Origin of the sequence: Plantibacter sp. CFBP 8775, from assembly GCF_014839505.1 — a bacterium.
GTDB lineage: Bacteria > Actinomycetota > Actinomycetes > Actinomycetales > Microbacteriaceae > Plantibacter > Plantibacter auratus.
Genome location: NZ_JACYNV010000002.1, coordinates 758,371 through 773,405, shown reverse-complemented (window position 1 = coordinate 773,405; position 15,035 = coordinate 758,371). Strand labels below are relative to the sequence as shown.

The 15,035-nt window shown below is 64.2% G+C and carries 12 protein-coding genes; 4 read left to right on the top strand and 8 right to left on the bottom strand.

Annotated elements, in window-relative coordinates:
- Positions 1 to 101 precede the first annotated feature (101 nt).
- Both IFR14_RS16100 and IFR14_RS16095 read right to left on the bottom strand, forming a co-directional pair.
- The gene (locus IFR14_RS16100; protein ID WP_197977586.1) at positions 102 to 1,547 is read right to left on the bottom strand and encodes an ABC transporter substrate-binding protein; all 1,446 of its coding nucleotides are present in this window, start codon (positions 1,545 to 1,547) and stop codon (positions 102 to 104) included.
- The gene (locus IFR14_RS16095; protein ID WP_197977585.1) at positions 1,462 to 3,189 is read right to left on the bottom strand and encodes an alpha-L-arabinofuranosidase C-terminal domain-containing protein; all 1,728 of its coding nucleotides are present in this window, start codon (positions 3,187 to 3,189) and stop codon (positions 1,462 to 1,464) included. Before IFR14_RS16095 ends, IFR14_RS16100 begins: the two co-directional genes overlap by 86 nt.
- Between IFR14_RS16095 and IFR14_RS16090 the strand changes: the two genes are divergently transcribed.
- A complete protein-coding gene (locus IFR14_RS16090; RefSeq protein ID WP_161578646.1) occupies positions 3,188 to 4,261 on the top strand; it encodes a LacI family DNA-binding transcriptional regulator in 1,074 nt (357 codons plus the stop codon). The two genes, IFR14_RS16095 and IFR14_RS16090, sit on opposite strands and share 2 nt — an antisense overlap.
- A gap of 48 nt (positions 4,262 to 4,309) precedes the next feature.
- Here IFR14_RS16090 and IFR14_RS16085 read toward each other — a convergent pair whose 3' ends face one another.
- From IFR14_RS16085 to arfA, 3 genes are all read right to left on the bottom strand, one after another.
- Positions 4,310 to 5,368 (bottom strand): NAD(P)-dependent alcohol dehydrogenase, encoded by a 1,059-nt coding sequence (locus tag IFR14_RS16085; RefSeq protein WP_137243672.1) that lies wholly within the window; start codon positions 5,366 to 5,368, stop codon positions 4,310 to 4,312.
- Positions 5,369 to 5,450: 82 nt separating this feature from the next.
- A complete protein-coding gene (locus IFR14_RS16080) occupies positions 5,451 to 6,374 on the bottom strand; it encodes a sugar-binding transcriptional regulator (RefSeq protein ID WP_137243671.1) in 924 nt (307 codons plus the stop codon).
- 37 nt (positions 6,375 to 6,411) lie between these two features.
- Positions 6,412 to 7,932, bottom strand: coding sequence for an arabinosylfuranosidase ArfA (gene arfA / locus IFR14_RS16075; protein WP_137243670.1), 1,521 nt, complete (start codon positions 7,930 to 7,932; stop codon positions 6,412 to 6,414).
- A 469-nt stretch (positions 7,933 to 8,401) separates the two neighbouring features.
- On the opposite strand from arfA, the gene IFR14_RS16070 reads away from it, so the two are divergent.
- The 3 genes from IFR14_RS16070 (at position 8,402) to IFR14_RS21475 (ending at position 13,383) form a co-directional block, all read left to right on the top strand.
- Entirely contained in the window at positions 8,402 to 10,306 is a 1,905-nt protein-coding gene (locus tag IFR14_RS16070) for an RICIN domain-containing protein (protein ID WP_197977584.1), read from the top strand.
- 43 nt (positions 10,307 to 10,349) lie between these two features.
- Positions 10,350 to 11,837 carry a family 43 glycosylhydrolase gene (locus tag IFR14_RS16065; RefSeq protein WP_197977583.1) on the top strand — a complete coding sequence of 496 codons (1,488 nt, stop codon included), beginning with the start codon at positions 10,350 to 10,352 and terminating at the stop codon, positions 11,835 to 11,837.
- 196 nt (positions 11,838 to 12,033) lie between these two features.
- A complete protein-coding gene (locus tag IFR14_RS21475; RefSeq protein ID WP_198425063.1) occupies positions 12,034 to 13,383 on the top strand; it encodes an AbfB domain-containing protein in 1,350 nt (449 codons plus the stop codon).
- A 119-nt stretch (positions 13,384 to 13,502) separates the two neighbouring features.
- On the opposite strand, the gene IFR14_RS16055 is transcribed toward IFR14_RS21475, so the two are convergent.
- Genes IFR14_RS16055 through IFR14_RS16045 form a run of 3 tightly spaced genes read right to left on the bottom strand, consistent with a single transcriptional unit; the run spans position 13,503 to position 15,025 of the window.
- Complete coding sequence (locus tag IFR14_RS16055; RefSeq protein ID WP_137243667.1) at positions 13,503 to 13,724, bottom strand: hypothetical protein; 222 nt, start codon at positions 13,722 to 13,724, stop codon at positions 13,503 to 13,505.
- 44 nt (positions 13,725 to 13,768) lie between these two features.
- On the bottom strand, positions 13,769 to 14,602 hold the full coding sequence (locus IFR14_RS16050; protein ID WP_137243666.1) for a M56 family metallopeptidase: 834 nt from the start codon (positions 14,600 to 14,602) through the stop codon (positions 13,769 to 13,771).
- A gap of 3 nt (positions 14,603 to 14,605) precedes the next feature.
- On the bottom strand, positions 14,606 to 15,025 hold the full coding sequence (locus tag IFR14_RS16045; protein ID WP_191941604.1) for a BlaI/MecI/CopY family transcriptional regulator: 420 nt from the start codon (positions 15,023 to 15,025) through the stop codon (positions 14,606 to 14,608).
- Between the last annotated feature and the right edge of the window lie 10 nt (positions 15,026 to 15,035).

The window sequence follows — 15,035 nt, the reverse complement described above, 5'->3', positions numbered from 1 at the left end:
GGGCCCGATGAAGGCGGCCGCGGTCCAGCCGTTGCGTCGGCGGTGACGCCGTACGGGTGGAGATGAGGGAGTCCCCACCCGTACGGCAGCTGGAGAAGCGCTCACGACACCAGCCCCTCCAGCTTCTTCTGAGCGTCACGGAGAGCTGTGTCAGCCGACTTCGCGCCGGTCACCCCCTGTGACCAAGCCTCCTCGACGATGCGAGCAAACTCGGTGGAGCGATCCGGCGCGGGGAGCGGCACCGCGGTGGGCAGCTGTTCGTACAGCAGCGTGGAGTTGGAAGGTGCGTCCTTCGTGAAAAGCGGGCCCGTGGTGATCGAGACGCGGGCAGGGACGAAGGAAGCACCTCCTGTCGTGATCGCCTCCCCGTACTCCTTCGACATGAGGAACTTGATCAAGGTCCACGCCGCCTCCTTGTTCTTCGACCCCTTCAGGATCGGCCAACCCTCCCAGCCGACGACTGTCCCTTCAGCCTGGTTCCGAGGCCAGGGACGCAGGGTGACCTGGTCTGACATCTTCAAGTCCTGGAAGGCGGCAGTCGGCCAGCGTCCGCCACCAAACGTGGCCAGCTTGCCCTTCTGCATCTGCGATGCGGCGTCGAAGGTGCCGCCGGGCTTCGGCACGAGTTGGTCGACGACCAGTGACCGGACGAACTCGAGCGCCTCCACAGCCTGCGGGGTGTAGAAGGTCGGCTTCGTCCAGTCCGCGTCCATGGTGCTGGCACCGTTGTTGACGAGCCAGGGCATGACATCGATGAAGTATCCGCTTCCGGCAGTGCCGATGAACGCACCGTTTTTACTCTTCAGCGTCTGCCCGGCGGCGCGGAACTCGTCCCACGTCCAGCCGGCGTCCGGAAGTTCGATTCCGGCCTGCGCGAGCACCTTCGTACTCACCTGCAGCGCCATCGTGTTGTAGCCGGTCGGCATGTAGTAGGTGCGACCGTCGGGCGAGCCGTAGGTGTTCAACCATTCACGAAGCTGCGGCGGCGTGTCGGCGTAGTACTCGTCGACCAGCGACTGGTCCTTGCGGATGAACGAGTCGAGTGGCTCGAGGACATCTCGTGATGCGAACAGCCGCTGCCCCTCGGTTGCGACCTGGATGACATCGATCTGCTGCCCGCCGGCAATCCGTGTCGAGACGGTGTTGAGGAAGTCCGCCCACGTGTCGGCCGCGATCGCCAGCGCTTGAAGTTGAATGCCCGGATATTGCTTCGAGAACGCCGCGAAAAGACGGTTGTACGTCTTCTGGGCCTCCGCGTCTCCGTAGACGACGAAGACCAGCTTGCCCGAGGTTGGGCCGCTCGGGCCGGCTCCTGGGGCACATGCTGCCAAGGAAACGCCGGTGACGGAGAGGAGCGCCGCGGCGCCCATCCCCCGGAGCAGCGTCGCCCGGCTGATAACCGGGCCGCCAGTGATGATGTCCATGAAATCTCCTTTGATCGATGGTGGTTCGAATGACGGGTCAAGCGGTTGCGTTGCGGTGCCAGAGTCGACCGTCGAGCTCCCAAGCGAGCCCAGGCGCCGGCGTTTCGACGGCGCCTGCTCCATGGGCGAGTGGCAGTGCGATCTGGCAGATCGTCACGGAGTGGGGTTCGAGGGTGACGACGCCCTGGTGGAAGCCAAGCTGGCGCTCGATAGGGACGACCGCGTCCGGCCGGTCGACATCATTGAAGGCGTCGACGTCGGGACCCGACAGGACGGTGGATGGGAAGGTGCCGTCCACGGGGACTCCCCCGATCGAAAGGGTGACCTGCAGGTCTTCGACAGGCTCACGGTTGATGAGCACGATCGACAGCTGACCGGTCGCTTCGTCGATCGTTGCAAGGTGATCGAAGACCGGGATGTCGGTTCCCGGGAGCTCTCGGGACTGAGCGCTACTGGTCAGAGCGCGATCGCCGAGGAGAGTGGCATACATGGCCATCACATGGAATGTCGTGCGGCGCACGACGCCATCGGCATGGACGTACAGGGGACCTCGAGTGTTCACACTGGGCGCGATGTTCGCCATTGACACGATGTCCGCGTTACGAAGACACGTGTTGAAGAAGCTTGCCGAGAAGAGGGCGTCGGCAACCGTGTAGGTCGAGTTCAGGTCGTTGCGGTCTCGTGCTGCGAGCTTCTCGGGTGAGTTGCCGTTCGGGTGATGCCATCCTCGAAGGTTCCACTCGTCGAACGCGATTGAGATCTTCCCCGTGAGGCCGGCGGCCCCGATGATCTCGCGAGTGCGCTGAATGTCGTCCTGCGGAGCGACAGACTGTGCGATCGAGGTCAGGTAGTCGGAGGGCTCGTCGACCTGGGACAACTTGTCCCAGTAGCCGTGGATCGACAGAGTGTCGAGGAACTGACCCGCTTCGTTGAGTAGCGGAAGCATCCAGTCCAGGTCGGCTCGAGCGGCGGTGAGGAGAATGAGGTCCTCGTCCACGTGGCGCATCATCTTTGCTGACTCCGCAACCAGCCGCGACCACTCGTGAGCGTCCTTGGCCCCGATCTCCCAGTCACCGTAGTTTTCGTTGCCGATACTCCAGTAGCGCACATCGAAGGGGCGCTGGTCGCCATGTGCTGCTCGGAGATCTGACCACTTCCCGGACCCGGCCGGGAGGTTCGTGTATTCGACCCAGTCGCTCATCTGCTCGGCCGTGCCGGTTCCAGCGTTGGTGCAGATGTAGGGTGCAGCACCGATGGCCTCGCACCACGCGATGAACTCCTTCGTTCCGAAGGTGTTGGGGTCGGTGACGCGCCACGCCTTATCGTAGAAGGGCACGCGGTCCGGTCCCACTCCGTCGACCCAGTGGTATCCGGATACGAAGCAGCCTCCGGGCCAGCGAACGACCGAGGGCCGCAACTCGCGCATCGCCTCGATGACATCGAGGCGGAATCCGCGCTCGTCGGTCAGCTGCGAGCCCGGTTCGAAGATCCCTCCGTAGACCTGCCGGTGGAAGTGTTCGATGAAGTGCCCGAAGATGTCCCGGGAGTACGTCGTCGGCGTTGATGCCAGGCTGATGTCGGCTCGCGCTGAAGTGGTCATCGATGAAGTTCTCCTGATTCCGTGAGCCCGTCCGCATCGACGGGACTGATGGCAGCACTCTATGGGCGTGATGGAACGTGCCGCAACAAAGCGTCCTGTTCTTGTTTGTTTTTTTTGGACGGCATGTTTAGATGAGGGACACCTTTCGACCGAGAAGAGCCACATGTCGAACCTGAATCCAGCCAAAGCTGCTGGCGCCGCGAGCGTTGCGACGATGCGTGATGTGGCAGCGCGGGCCGGCACAAGCGTTTCAGCGGTGTCTCTGGTCCTCAATGGCAAGGGCGGCGTCTCCGATCGACGTCGGTCGGCGATCCTGCAAGCCATAGAGGAGATCGGATACGTCCACGTGCAGCGGCCGCGTGAGACGGCGCGGAAGCTCACGGTCGGCCTCGTCATGGAAGCTATCTCTCCGGAGGCGGCGAAGGACGGCTTCATGGCGCAGGTCGTCTCAGGCGTCGAGCAGGGACTCAGAGAGCACGGCATGCGGATGTTGCTTCAACTCTGTCGCGTCGGCGACGATCCGATCCGCGACCTCGCTTCGATGTCCGGAGGCGGCCTCGACGGCGTCATCCTGGCCAACGGAGGTGATGTCGACGGCGATGTGGTCAGGCGCGTCGTTCGGAGTTCGATACCCGTCGTACTTCTGGAGAACTACCTCGAGGACGACGCCAGCACGCATGCCGTGACGGCCGACAACTTCACGGCGGGTCACCTGAGCACGTCCCACCTGCTGGATCTCGGCCATCGCCGTATCGGAATGCTCCTCGGATCCAGACGATATGTGAGCCTCCGAGACCGGATGTACGGATATCAGGCGGCGCTTTCAGATGCCGGCTTGACTCCCGACCCTGGGCTCATGCCTCGTCAAGAACCGGGTGACGTCCTCAAGGGCTATCGCCAGACCGTGCAGCTCTTGGCGTTGTCTGAACCGCCGACTGCCATCTATGCCGTGAGCGACAAGAGCGCCTTTGGTGCGTATCAGGCGATCGCCGAAGCAGGACTGCGCATTCCAGAGGACATCTCGATCGTCGCGACCGATGATGTCCACCAGAGCCAGCTCATGTCGCCCCCACTCACGACTTATCACATCCCGACGTTCGACCTCGGTCGAGCAGCCGCTCGGACGATGCGCTTCCTCATCGAGCGTTCTGAGGACAGCGCCGGAGAAGTCGTCAGCCCTGCCCGCACCGCGCTCCTCGGCTCCCTGATCGTGCGGGCTTCGACCCGAAAGCTCTGACGGTCGGGCTCAGCAGTGAACATGGCGAGCCCGAGCCCGTTCCGTGAGTCACTCCTTCATCGCAGTGGGGACGACGACCGACTTGACGCTGGATGGATCTGTCGATGCCGCTAGAAGAGCGCTCTCGACGTCGTCGAGCGAATGCCTGCTCGTCACGAGCGGCGCAAGTCGCACCTTCCCGGTCGAAGCGAGTTCTATAGCGAGCGGCCAGGTGTGTGCATAGCGGAACGTCCCGGTCACCATGAGCTCTCGATGCTGGATCACCGATACCGGGAGCGTGACATCGTCCATCCCCATCCCAACGAGGACCACCCTTCCGCGAGGGTGCACCGCTAGCACCCCGCTGACGATCGCCGATGGAGCTCCGGATGCATCAATGAAGACATCTGCGAAGGGCGGCACTCCCTCGAGCGCGGCGGGGACCATGCCGCGGACCTCGGCGTACTCCTCCGCGAAATCTCGGCGGCTCCGCCGGGGGTCTGTCACCGACACCTCGGCTGCTCCGAATGCGAAAGCGACCTGCGCGATGAGCAGCCCGATCGGTCCAGCGCCAGCGATGAGTACCCTCGAGCCGGCCGTGATTCGTCCAGTGCGGCATGCGTAGATCGCGACCGAGAGCGGCTCGAGCAAGGCGCCCTCCTCGAGCGTCATGGCGTCGGGGAGACGGTATGCGAAATCATCGGGAATGACGGCGAACTCGGCGAACGAGCCGTGGATTGGGTAGGCACCATAGAACTCGATGTCCGAGCATTGGTTGTAATCGCCGTTCCGGCAATGATCGCAGCGACGACACGGCCGCTGTGGCTCGATAGACACCCGTTCCCCGATCCTGGCTCGATCAACCTCAACACCGACGTCGACGATCACCCCCGCAGTCTCGTGACCGAGAATGATCGGTCCCTCGACGACCAGATCACCGATCCGTCCGGCCCGATAGAAGTGAGTATCGGATCCGCAAACTCCGACTGCTTCCACTCGCACGAGTACGTCCCGGGAGCCGACGTCTGGGACACGGACTTCTTGCACCTCCAGCTGTCGCGGTCCAGTCAGCACGCTTGCGCGCATCCGCCTTACTTCGTGCTCCTTCGTACCTGCCTGGTCGGTCATGTGGTTTCCATTTCGTCGAGTGTGCGTTCCACACGGTAGGGCGGTTCGCCGAACCGGGGTTTGTCACCGCTCATGTGAGCGGCTATCGGAGAAGTTCGCGGGCCGTCGGGCCGTCGGTCACAAGCGAGGACACCATGTCCGACAGCAAGGCCGCCCTGATGGCGCGCGCCTTCCCCGGCCCGCCCGCGACCGCGATGACCGAGCGCGCGCGAGCGAGCTGTGCCACGGACACGGCGATCGCGACCGGCGCCAGGTCCTCCGAGAGTCGGCCATCGCCGAGAAAAAGCGTCGCGCCCACCTCCCCAAGCACTCCGGTTTGCAGGATGCGTCGGCGCAACTCCTCATCGGCCAGAGTCTCGAACAGCTGGGATTGGGGAGGATCCCAGCTGCCGATGGTGACGATGGCGATATCGAGATGATCCAACTTCGCGAGGCTCCGGCGGTTGATCGGGCGGTTGCGCATCGCGGCCGCGATTGTCGGGTCCGGGAGGGTCAGCGGTGAGTGCAGCAGATGGGCAGAGCCTCCGGAGGCTCGCGCCATAATGTCCGGTATCGCTTGACCCGACGCAAGATTGGGGGCGGCGATGCCCGTGAGCTGGACCACATCGCAATGAGGAAGGCCGCGGGCGGACAGAGCGACGTCGAGCATCGATCTCCCCACGGACACGCCGAGAAGGTCGCCGTCTCGGAGTTCGTCCCGCAGAACTTGCGCAGCCACTGGCCCGAGGGCGCTCCGGACCGTCTTTGCGTCCTGAGCCGTCACTTGCACGACCGAGGCCGAGGCCAGGCCGAATTGTTCCTGAATCGCACTGGAGAGTTCCCAATCAACGTCGCCCGGCGTGCTGATCTTCACGTCGACGAGCCCGTTCTCGTAGGCCTCGTCGATGAGCCTGGCGACGCGGAACCGGGACATCCCCAGTTCGCGTGCGATGGTGACCTTGGAAGCACGGTCGACAAGAAACCGCTTCGCCGCATAGGCCGACTCGGTCTGTCGCAACAGTGGCACGACGTTCGTCTGCGTTCGCTCGGTACCGGGCCTCGCCTCACACCAACTTGATGGCAGTCCAGGACACGGGGGGGAGCGTGACGCGGAGGACCGAGTCTTCGATCCGGGTGGTCACGTTCGGGTGCGGGACCACCCGGTCCTGATGTTCAAGTGTGTTGGACGCCGAGACATCTTCGTCCGAGACCGTCTGAGTCGACTCGACATGGCTGAAGCCGCAGCCGTCCAGTGTGAGCTCGACGTCGACCTCATCGGTGAGGGAACGGTTGACCAGAAACACCGACCCGCTGCCTGCGGACTCGTCGAAGGTGACTGCCGCATCCACCGTACGAACGGTTCCGTACTTCTCGGTGTCGTAGGTCGGGGTTTCGAAGGTGGTTCGCAGTGTGCGTCCGGTGGCGAGCGCAGACGTCGCCGCGAACGGGTAGAAGATCGTTTGGCGCCAGGCTGGCCCTCCGGGCTCGGTCATGATGGGAGCGATCACGTTCACCAACTGTGCGAGCGATGCTGCCTTGACCCGGTCAGCATGATTCAGAAGAGAGATCAGTAGGCCACCGACGACCACCGCATCGAGGACCGAGTAACGGTCCTCCAGGAGGCGGGGTGCCTCCGGCCACTGGTCGGGAGCCGTGATCTTCTCTTCCTGGTTGAATCGGGCGCTATACCAGACGTTCCACTCGTCGAATGAGATCATGATCTGCTTGGTGCTCTTGCGGGCGCCGGCAACGGCGTCCGCTTGTGCCACGACTGCCTCGATGAACCGGTCCATCTCCACGGCAGAAGCGAGGAATGTCGCCGCGTCGCCGTCCGTCTCCTCGAAGTAGGCATGGGCGGAGATGAAGTCGACGTCATCGAACGTCTCGGACAGGACCGCGTGTTCCCAGGCGCCGAACGTCGGCATGCGCGCGTGGGACGAGCCGCACACGACGAGCTCGAGCGACTCGTCGAACTGCCTCATCGCGCGCGCGGTTCGGGCCGCGATCTTTCCATAATCCGTTGCGTTGCGGTGGCCGAGCTGCCAGGGGCCGTCCATCTCGTTTCCGAGGCACCACATCCGAATGGCATGCGGTTTCCGGTGCCCGTTGGCGATTCTTGCATCTGCGAGTTCGGTGCCTGAGCGATGGTTCGAGTATTCCAGCACGTTCAACGCCTCTTCCACGCCGCGCGTTCCGAGGTTGACCGCGTACATCGGCTCAACGTCGGCTTCTGCCGCCCAATCGATGAACTCATCGAGGCCGAACTGGTTCGTCTCGGTCGAATGCCAGGCGAGGTCGAGCCGACGTGGCCGTTGCTCTTTCGGGCCGACCGCATCCTCCCAGCGGAAGCCTGACACGAAATTGCCTCCTGGGTAACGGACGGTCGTAACCCCGAGTTCCTGGACCAGGTCGAGCACATCGCTTCGAAAACCTCTCTCGTCGGCGAGTGGGTGTCCGGGTTCTAGGACTCCGTCGTAAACGCAGCGACCGAGGTGCTCGATGAACGATCCGAAGAGACGTCTGTCGACCTCTCCGATGGGATGGGCCTGGGACGTCGTGAGGAGCGCGCGCTGACGGGATGTCATCGGGGGTGTCCTTTCCGCTGCGATTGAGCAGCAACGGCAGAGAACATATCTCGGAACAAAAAAGAACACAACGCTCAGTTTCAGGGCGGTGCGTGCTCGACGTCGGTATCGCTGACGGGCCTGCCCGTAGTTCCCGCGGCACCCGTGCATTTGCGGCCGGCGGTCGCTGAGGTGCGGGTATGTCGACGACGAAGAGTGTGCTGTGAACGCTCTCATCGGTTGACCGAGGTCGCCTGTGCTGCAATCAGTTGACTTAAACCCCCCACATGGTGCACATTGTGATCCGGTTGATAGCGCTCACAATTCATGAGCGTTGGTGACGGACGACGCCGTCCGACTTCCGTCAAGAGGGTGCCCCCGCACCCGGACGGTCAGCTGCTCTGGCGTGCTCGGCACGCGAAGAGATGCAGCATCTGAGTGCGGCCTTGTGGCTGCGCTCGGCCGCGACTCGAGATCGAAGGAGCTCTCCGTGTCACTCTTCCGTCGTTTCCTCCTCGCAGCGGCATGTCTGCTGTTCGTCCTATCCGGCGCGCTGATTGCGCCGACGTCACCCGCAGACGCCATCGGCGAGGCGACGTTCACGAACCCCGTTCTGCCGGACGGAGCCGATCCCACGATCGAGTTCTTCGACGGGAACTATTACCTCGTCGCCACCACCTGGGACAACCGGGTCGTGATGCGTAAGGCGCCCACGCTCGAGGGGCTGAAGACCGCTGCCCCAGTCACGGTCTATTCGGACACCACCGCCGGGCGCAACGCCAACATGTGGGCGCCCGAACTCAAGCGTCTCACCGGCCCGAACGGTCCGCGCTGGTACCTGATGTACACCATGGGCACAGCCGGAACGTTCGACCGCCAGCACCTGCAGGTGATCGAGAGCGCCGGCGACGACCCGACCGGTCCGTACGCCTACAAAGGACAGCCGATACCGACGAACGATTGGAACATCGACGGCTCGTATCTGGAGCTGAACGGCGAGTTGTTCGTGACCTGGTCCATGTTCTCCCCAGAGCCGAATCGCCTGCAGAGCAACTACATCGCGAGGATGTCGAACCCGTGGACGGCCACCGGCCCGATCAACATCCTGTCCCAGCCGACGGCCGACTGGGAGCGCATTGGTATGCCGGTGAACGAGGGCCCCGTGCCACTGCAGAAGGACGGAAAGACGTGGATCGTCTTCTCGGCCAGTTCCTGCGGTACCGAGGACTACCAGCTCGGAACGCTGAGGTACACCGGCGGTGATCCGGTGCTCGCAGCATCCTGGAACAAAAGTGCGGGTCCCGTCTTCTCGAAGGCGAATGGCGTCTTCGGCCCCGGGCACAACGACTTCTTCACCTCACCCGACGGCACCCAGACGTGGAACCTCTATCACGGCAACGCCAGGGCCGACGGTGGATGCGCTCGTCAGCGTTCGGCGCGGGCACAACAGGTGACGTGGAATGCGAGTGGCGAGCCGGACTTCGGGACGCCCATCGCCACCGGCACGCCCATTGCGGTGCCCTCCGGTGAGCGCGGGCCGGTCACCGCCAGTGTCGAAGGCGCGTCCTTCGAAGTCGTGAATCGTAACAGCGGCCTCTGCCTGACGGTCGCGGGCGGCTCGACCGTCGACGGCGGCAACGTGGTGCAGGGAGCCTGCGCGAACAGCGCAACCGCCGCGTCCAGTTGGGTCATGGATTCGACCGCGGACGGCGCGTACCGTTTCGTGAACGCCTCGACCAACAAAGTCCTCGATTCCGCGAACTGTGGAACCGCGGACGGAACTGATGCCCGCCAATGGGCCTGGCTGGCGAACACCTGCCAGGAGTGGCTCCCCGCCCCGGCATCGGAGGGCTACCTCACCATCGCGAACCGCGCCAACGGCAAGATGCTGGACGTCGCGAACTGCACGACGGCCGCCGGGGGAGAGGTGAGGCAGTGGAGAGCGCTCGGCAACGCCTGTCAGCAGTGGTCGATCCGCCCGGTCGGACCGACCCAGATCCTCAGCGTCCCGACCGGCAAGTCCTTCGACGTGCCGAACTGCGACACGGCGATCGGCGCGATCCTCCAACAGCATCAGTACCTGGGATCGCCCTGCCAGACCTACACCTTCAGTTCCGACGTCGGTGGCGCGGTGCACATCCACCCGGCCTCGGCACCAGCCTTGTGCCTCACCGTGAGTGGCGGATCCACTGCTGACGGCGCCGGCCTCGTGCAGGAGGCCTGCGGGACCGCATCATCCTGGCGCCTCACGCCACTCTCGGACGGCTCCGTGCGGTTCGTGTCGGCACTCACCGGGAAGTCGATCGACCTCGCCAACTGCGCAACCGGCGACGGCGCGCGGCTGCAGCAGTACAGCCTCCTCGACAACGCGTGCCAGCGGTTCACCATCAAGTGACGTTTCCCACCAACCCACCTCACGATGACGAAGGAGTCACCCCGTGAACATCACCCCTCTCGCCCAAGCGACCTCCTCACTCTCGCGTCGAACCTTGCTGATCGGAGCCGCAGGGCTGACGGCGGGACTGGCGCTACCCGCACTCGGCGTTGCCGGCGCCGCCCTGGCGGCGCCCGCGCTTCTCCCGCTCGGTGCACAGAACCCGCTGATCCGGCAACGGGCCGATCCGCACATCAACCGGCATCCCGACGGTCGCTACCTCTTCACCGCATCGGTCCCCGAGTACGACCGGATCGTCCTTCGGGCCGCGCCATCCCTGGCCGGGCTCGCCACCGCGACTGAGCGCACGCTCTGGGTCCGGCCGCCGAGCGGGACGATGGGTGGGTACATCTGGGCACCGGAGATCCATCAGGTCGGCGGACGATGGTACATCTACTTCGCGGCCGGCGATGCCGGCGAACCCTTCCGCGTCCGCCCGTACGTGCTCCAGGCAGATGGCCCCGATCCCATGACCGCCAACTGGACGGTACGGGGACGGATCGTCACCCAGTTCGACACGTTCTCTCTCGACGCCACGACCTTCTCGCACAACGGCCGCCAGTACCTCGTGTGGGCTCAGGGGGAACCCGGCATCGATGCCGGGAGCAACCTCTACATCTCGGAGATGTCCGACCCGTCGACCCTCACCGGACCCCAGACCCGCATCTCGGTTCCGACGGCATCATGGGAGACCCGCGGGTTCAAAGTTAACGAAGGCCCGTCGGTCATCATCCGCAACGACCGTGTCTTCATCAGCTTCTCTGCGAGCGCAACCGACGCGAACTACTGCCTCGGGTTGCTGACGGCCAACGCCTCAGCCGATCTGCTCTCGGCGAACTCATGGGTCAAGTCGTCAGGACCGGTGTTCGTGTCGAACGATGCCACGAGCCAGTACGGACCCGGTCACAACTGCTTCACGACCGCGCCGGACGGGCGTGGTGGGGAGATCGACGTGCTGGTCTACCACGCGCGTGAGTACCGGGACATCCCGGGAGATCCGCTGTTCGACCCGAACCGCCACGCGAGGGTGCAGCGCCTGTACTGGAACGCCGACGGCACCCCGGATTTCGGCATCCCCGTCGCCGCCGGAATCCTGCCCTCGCGCCTGCGGTCTCACAACTTCCCTGACCGTTTCGTCCGTCACGCCAACTACGTCGGTCGCCTCGACGCCGCGCCCAAACCCAGTGTCGACTCCTGGTTCCGCGTCGTCGAGGGCCTCGCCGGAGGAAACTCGCTCGAGTCGGCGAATTTCCCCGGCCACTACCTGCTCGCAGGACCGTCCGGCATCACATTGGCCAGATCCAACAACACACCGACGTTCGCGGCCGCGGCATCGTTCACGCTTCGTGCAGGGCTTGCGGACGCCGCCAAGACGTCCTTCGAGTCCATCGCCACACCCGGAACCTACCTTCGGCACCGCGACTATCGCCTGTACGTGGAGCGGGTGAGCGGCACGGTCGGTGCGGCCGATGCGACGTTCGCCATCGACTGATCAGGAGCGTCGGAACGCGACGCGCTCTCGACCCGACACCGCTCGATCACGCAACTCCTTGGAAGGAACCAGCATGCTCCCACTTCACACTCCGGACGTTCGGCGACAGCGTCAGCGCACCGGACATCTGCCGACCAGGCTGCGCCGAGGATCCCTCCTCGCGCTCGCCAGCAGCGTCGCGATACTTGCTGGGCTCGTGACAGCCGGAACCCCGGTATCCCCGGCAGCAGCTGCGGACGCCGATGCGGCCTACGTCATGACCTACTTCCGGGAGAGCCTTGACGGCACCGGGAACTCCAACAACGTCCATCTGGCCGTGAGTCTCGATGGCAGGCAGTGGCAGGCACTCAACGACAACCGGCCGATCCTCGACCCGACGGCCGGTACGGGCGGAATTCGCGACCCGTTCATCCATCGACTGCAGGACGGCACCTGGGTGCTCCTCGCGACAGATCTCGAGGTCGGTGTGCCCTTCGGCCAAGCGAATCCCAACCTGCATGTCTGGACATCACCCGACCTCGTCACCTGGTCGGGCGATCGGCTGCTGAGCGTGAACTCGGCAAACCCCGGGTCATACACCTGGGCGCCGGCGGTCCATTGGGACCCCGTTCGTCAGCAATATGGGATCACCTACTCCGCCTCGCCGGCAGGTGGGCCAGAAGGCGTCATCATGGTCTCCTACACCACCGATTTCCGGACGGCGTCACCGGCTGTCCGCTTCTTCGACAACGGTGGACGGGGCGGTGTGATCGACTCCGACGTCGTGACGGGTGTTGGGGGCCAGAACTACCTCTACTATCGAGGGCCGAATCCCGACGCAGGCCTCATGGGAGCGAGGTCATCGACGCTCGAGCCGGGCAGTTTCCGTCAATATTCGGAGGCCCCGAACCTCCCCGGATGTGCTGAGGCTCCGACACTGGTGCGGTCGTTGACCGACCCTGGTTCCTGGACGTTGTGGGGTGACAACTATTGCCCCAACAGCACGTTCGTCAACTGGCAGGGCGACATCACGACTGGAACATGGAACGCCGTCAGCAGTGCCGACTTCACCGCACCGCTCGGGTCGAAGCACAACAGCATCAAGCCGATCACCCGTGCCGACTATGATCGCTTGCTCGGACGCTTCGGCGGATCGCAGAGCGAGCGACTGAAGTCGTTCAACTACCCCGGCTCGTACGTCAGGCATGCGGGTCTGAGAGCCCGTATCGATGCGGTTCCGTTCGACCCTCAGGCTGACTCGCAATGGCGCATCGTCGCTGGATTGTCGGACCCCTCGGCGGTCTCGTTGGAGTCCGTGAACTACCCGGGGCATTTCCTCCGTCACTCCGGATTCAAGCTGGTGCTGGCGCCGAACGACGGGACAGCCGCCTACCGCGCAGACGCAACCTTCACGAGAGTCCCGGGGCTTGCCGACGCTGGATGGGACTCCTTCAGGTCGGTGAACTACCCGGATCGCTACATCCGTCACATCAACGGTCAACTGGAGCTCACGCGGATCTCGACGGTGCTTGATCGAGCGGATGCCACATTCGACGTCGTCTACTGATCGCCAGTTTCCCCGTCGGAGTAATCTCCGACCACTCAGCGCGGCCCGCTCGGGAGCTCGACGGGTCGCGCCGAGGAGTCTGGTGACCTCTGAGACGACTCGAGGATGGGATCCGCACCTCAGTGGTCCCGCCTCCTGAGCCGCGCCAGACATCGGCGAAGTGATTCGGCGTATCCCGAGATCTCCTCGACGAACGTGGGGTCCGGCACGTCATCGTTCCTCGGAGGCGATCCCAACCCGATGAGGATGATGAGTCCAGAAAGGGCGATGAGCTGAGTGAGAACCAGGAGTATGGAGATACGGCTTCCCTCCCTGTCCGACGCGCGGTGGATGCCGAACAACTTCTACATATTGTAGAGGATGGCGGAGACTGCGATCAGGACGCTCAACCGCCCGCAACCATGAGCCGACGGCCAGCGGCACTCAGTCGCTTCGCCGGCAACTGGAGGAGCCGCTCGGATCTCACGGCCGTTCCGGCACTTCCGCTCAGCTCCGCAACGCATGCGAGAGCAGCGGCTACCTGATCGCTCCCGCAGACGCGAGCCGCGCTGTCGTCTGCGATGAGTTCAATCAGCAGGTTGGTGGAACGCTTGAACTGTGTCGCGCCGCGGACGGTCGGGAGACAGGCTGAGTTCAGTAGCGCGAGGCGCTTGGCGAATGCATGCCGATGTCTGACATGAGCGCGCTCGTGTTCGATGACGGCCCGCAGCTCCCAAGGGGTGAGTGCATACTCCAGGCGCGACGAGACGATCACCTCCGGCCGACGTCCCGGTGTCGTGCACGCGACCGGCAGGGAGGAGTCGATGTACCTCACGGTGAGGTTGCCGACGTGTTCCACGCGCGCGAAGCCTGATCCAAGCAATTCCGAGAACGATGCCTCGGCCTCACGATCAAGCTCGAAGAGCGGCTCCGCTCTCGCGAAGACCAGCGCGATCAATCCGCCGACAGTCCCTAGCGCCAGCCATGCAGCAAGGACGATGACCGTCGGCTCCAGGACATTGGTCCGACCGTCGGGTACAGCGGTGTGGACTCCGACAGCAAGAACGACCGCGACGACCATGCTGATGAGAGCTGCCGCTATGCCGTTGAGGAATGCGCCATGCCAGAGCAACAGTGCCGTCCGTGGAAATCGAAGTCGCCACATTCCCCGTGTGAGGACGAGCGGAGCCATGACGATCGTGAGAGCGGCATAGCCCAACAGGGCGAGAACGAGGAACATCGCTCAGGTCTGACGGCGTGAGCGGCGTGCTTTGGCGTCGAGCGCTGACCGGAGGAGCTCCACGTCGTCGTCATCGAGGTCTCCAGCGAAGTGCACCAGCGCAGCGGATCGATCGCCGACCCCGGTCAAGGCACTCAGCATGGCGTCTGCGGCGTACCCGGATTCACTGGTGCTCGCGGCGAAGCGGTTCCCTTTCGGCCCGTCCGCCTCTCGTAGGACACTCCCCTTCAACCGCAGCCGTTCGAGCACGGTCAGCAGTGTGGTGATCGCAGGCTGCTTCTCGGGGAAACGTTCCTGGATCTCGCGCACGCGCAGCGCCTCGTCACTCTCCCAGAGGATCCTGAGCACCGTGTTCTCCAGCTCGCCGCGCCCTCGTAGACGTTCTCCCGCCATGAGTCCTCCGTCGCTCGTTCGCCAAGTCATTCTATATTTC

Excerpts from the sequence above, each read along its gene's own strand:
- IFR14_RS16100 (WP_197977586.1), bottom strand. The coding sequence starts at position 1,547 with ATGGAGCAGGCGCCGTCGAAACGCCGGCGCCTGGGCTCGCTTGGGAGC.
- IFR14_RS16085 (WP_137243672.1), bottom strand. The coding sequence starts at position 5,368 with ATGACCGACCAGGCAGGTACGAAGGAGCACGAAGTAAGGCGGATGCGC.
- IFR14_RS16090 (WP_161578646.1), top strand. The coding sequence starts at position 3,188 with ATGTCGAACCTGAATCCAGCCAAAGCTGCTGGCGCCGCGAGCGTTGCG.
- arfA (WP_137243670.1), bottom strand. The coding sequence starts at position 7,932 with ATGACATCCCGTCAGCGCGCGCTCCTCACGACGTCCCAGGCCCATCCC.
- IFR14_RS16045 (WP_191941604.1), bottom strand. The coding sequence starts at position 15,025 with ATGACTTGGCGAACGAGCGACGGAGGACTCATGGCGGGAGAACGTCTA.
- IFR14_RS16095 (WP_197977585.1), bottom strand. The coding sequence starts at position 3,189 with ATGTGGCTCTTCTCGGTCGAAAGGTGTCCCTCATCTAAACATGCCGTC.
- IFR14_RS16050 (WP_137243666.1), bottom strand. The coding sequence starts at position 14,602 with ATGTTCCTCGTTCTCGCCCTGTTGGGCTATGCCGCTCTCACGATCGTC.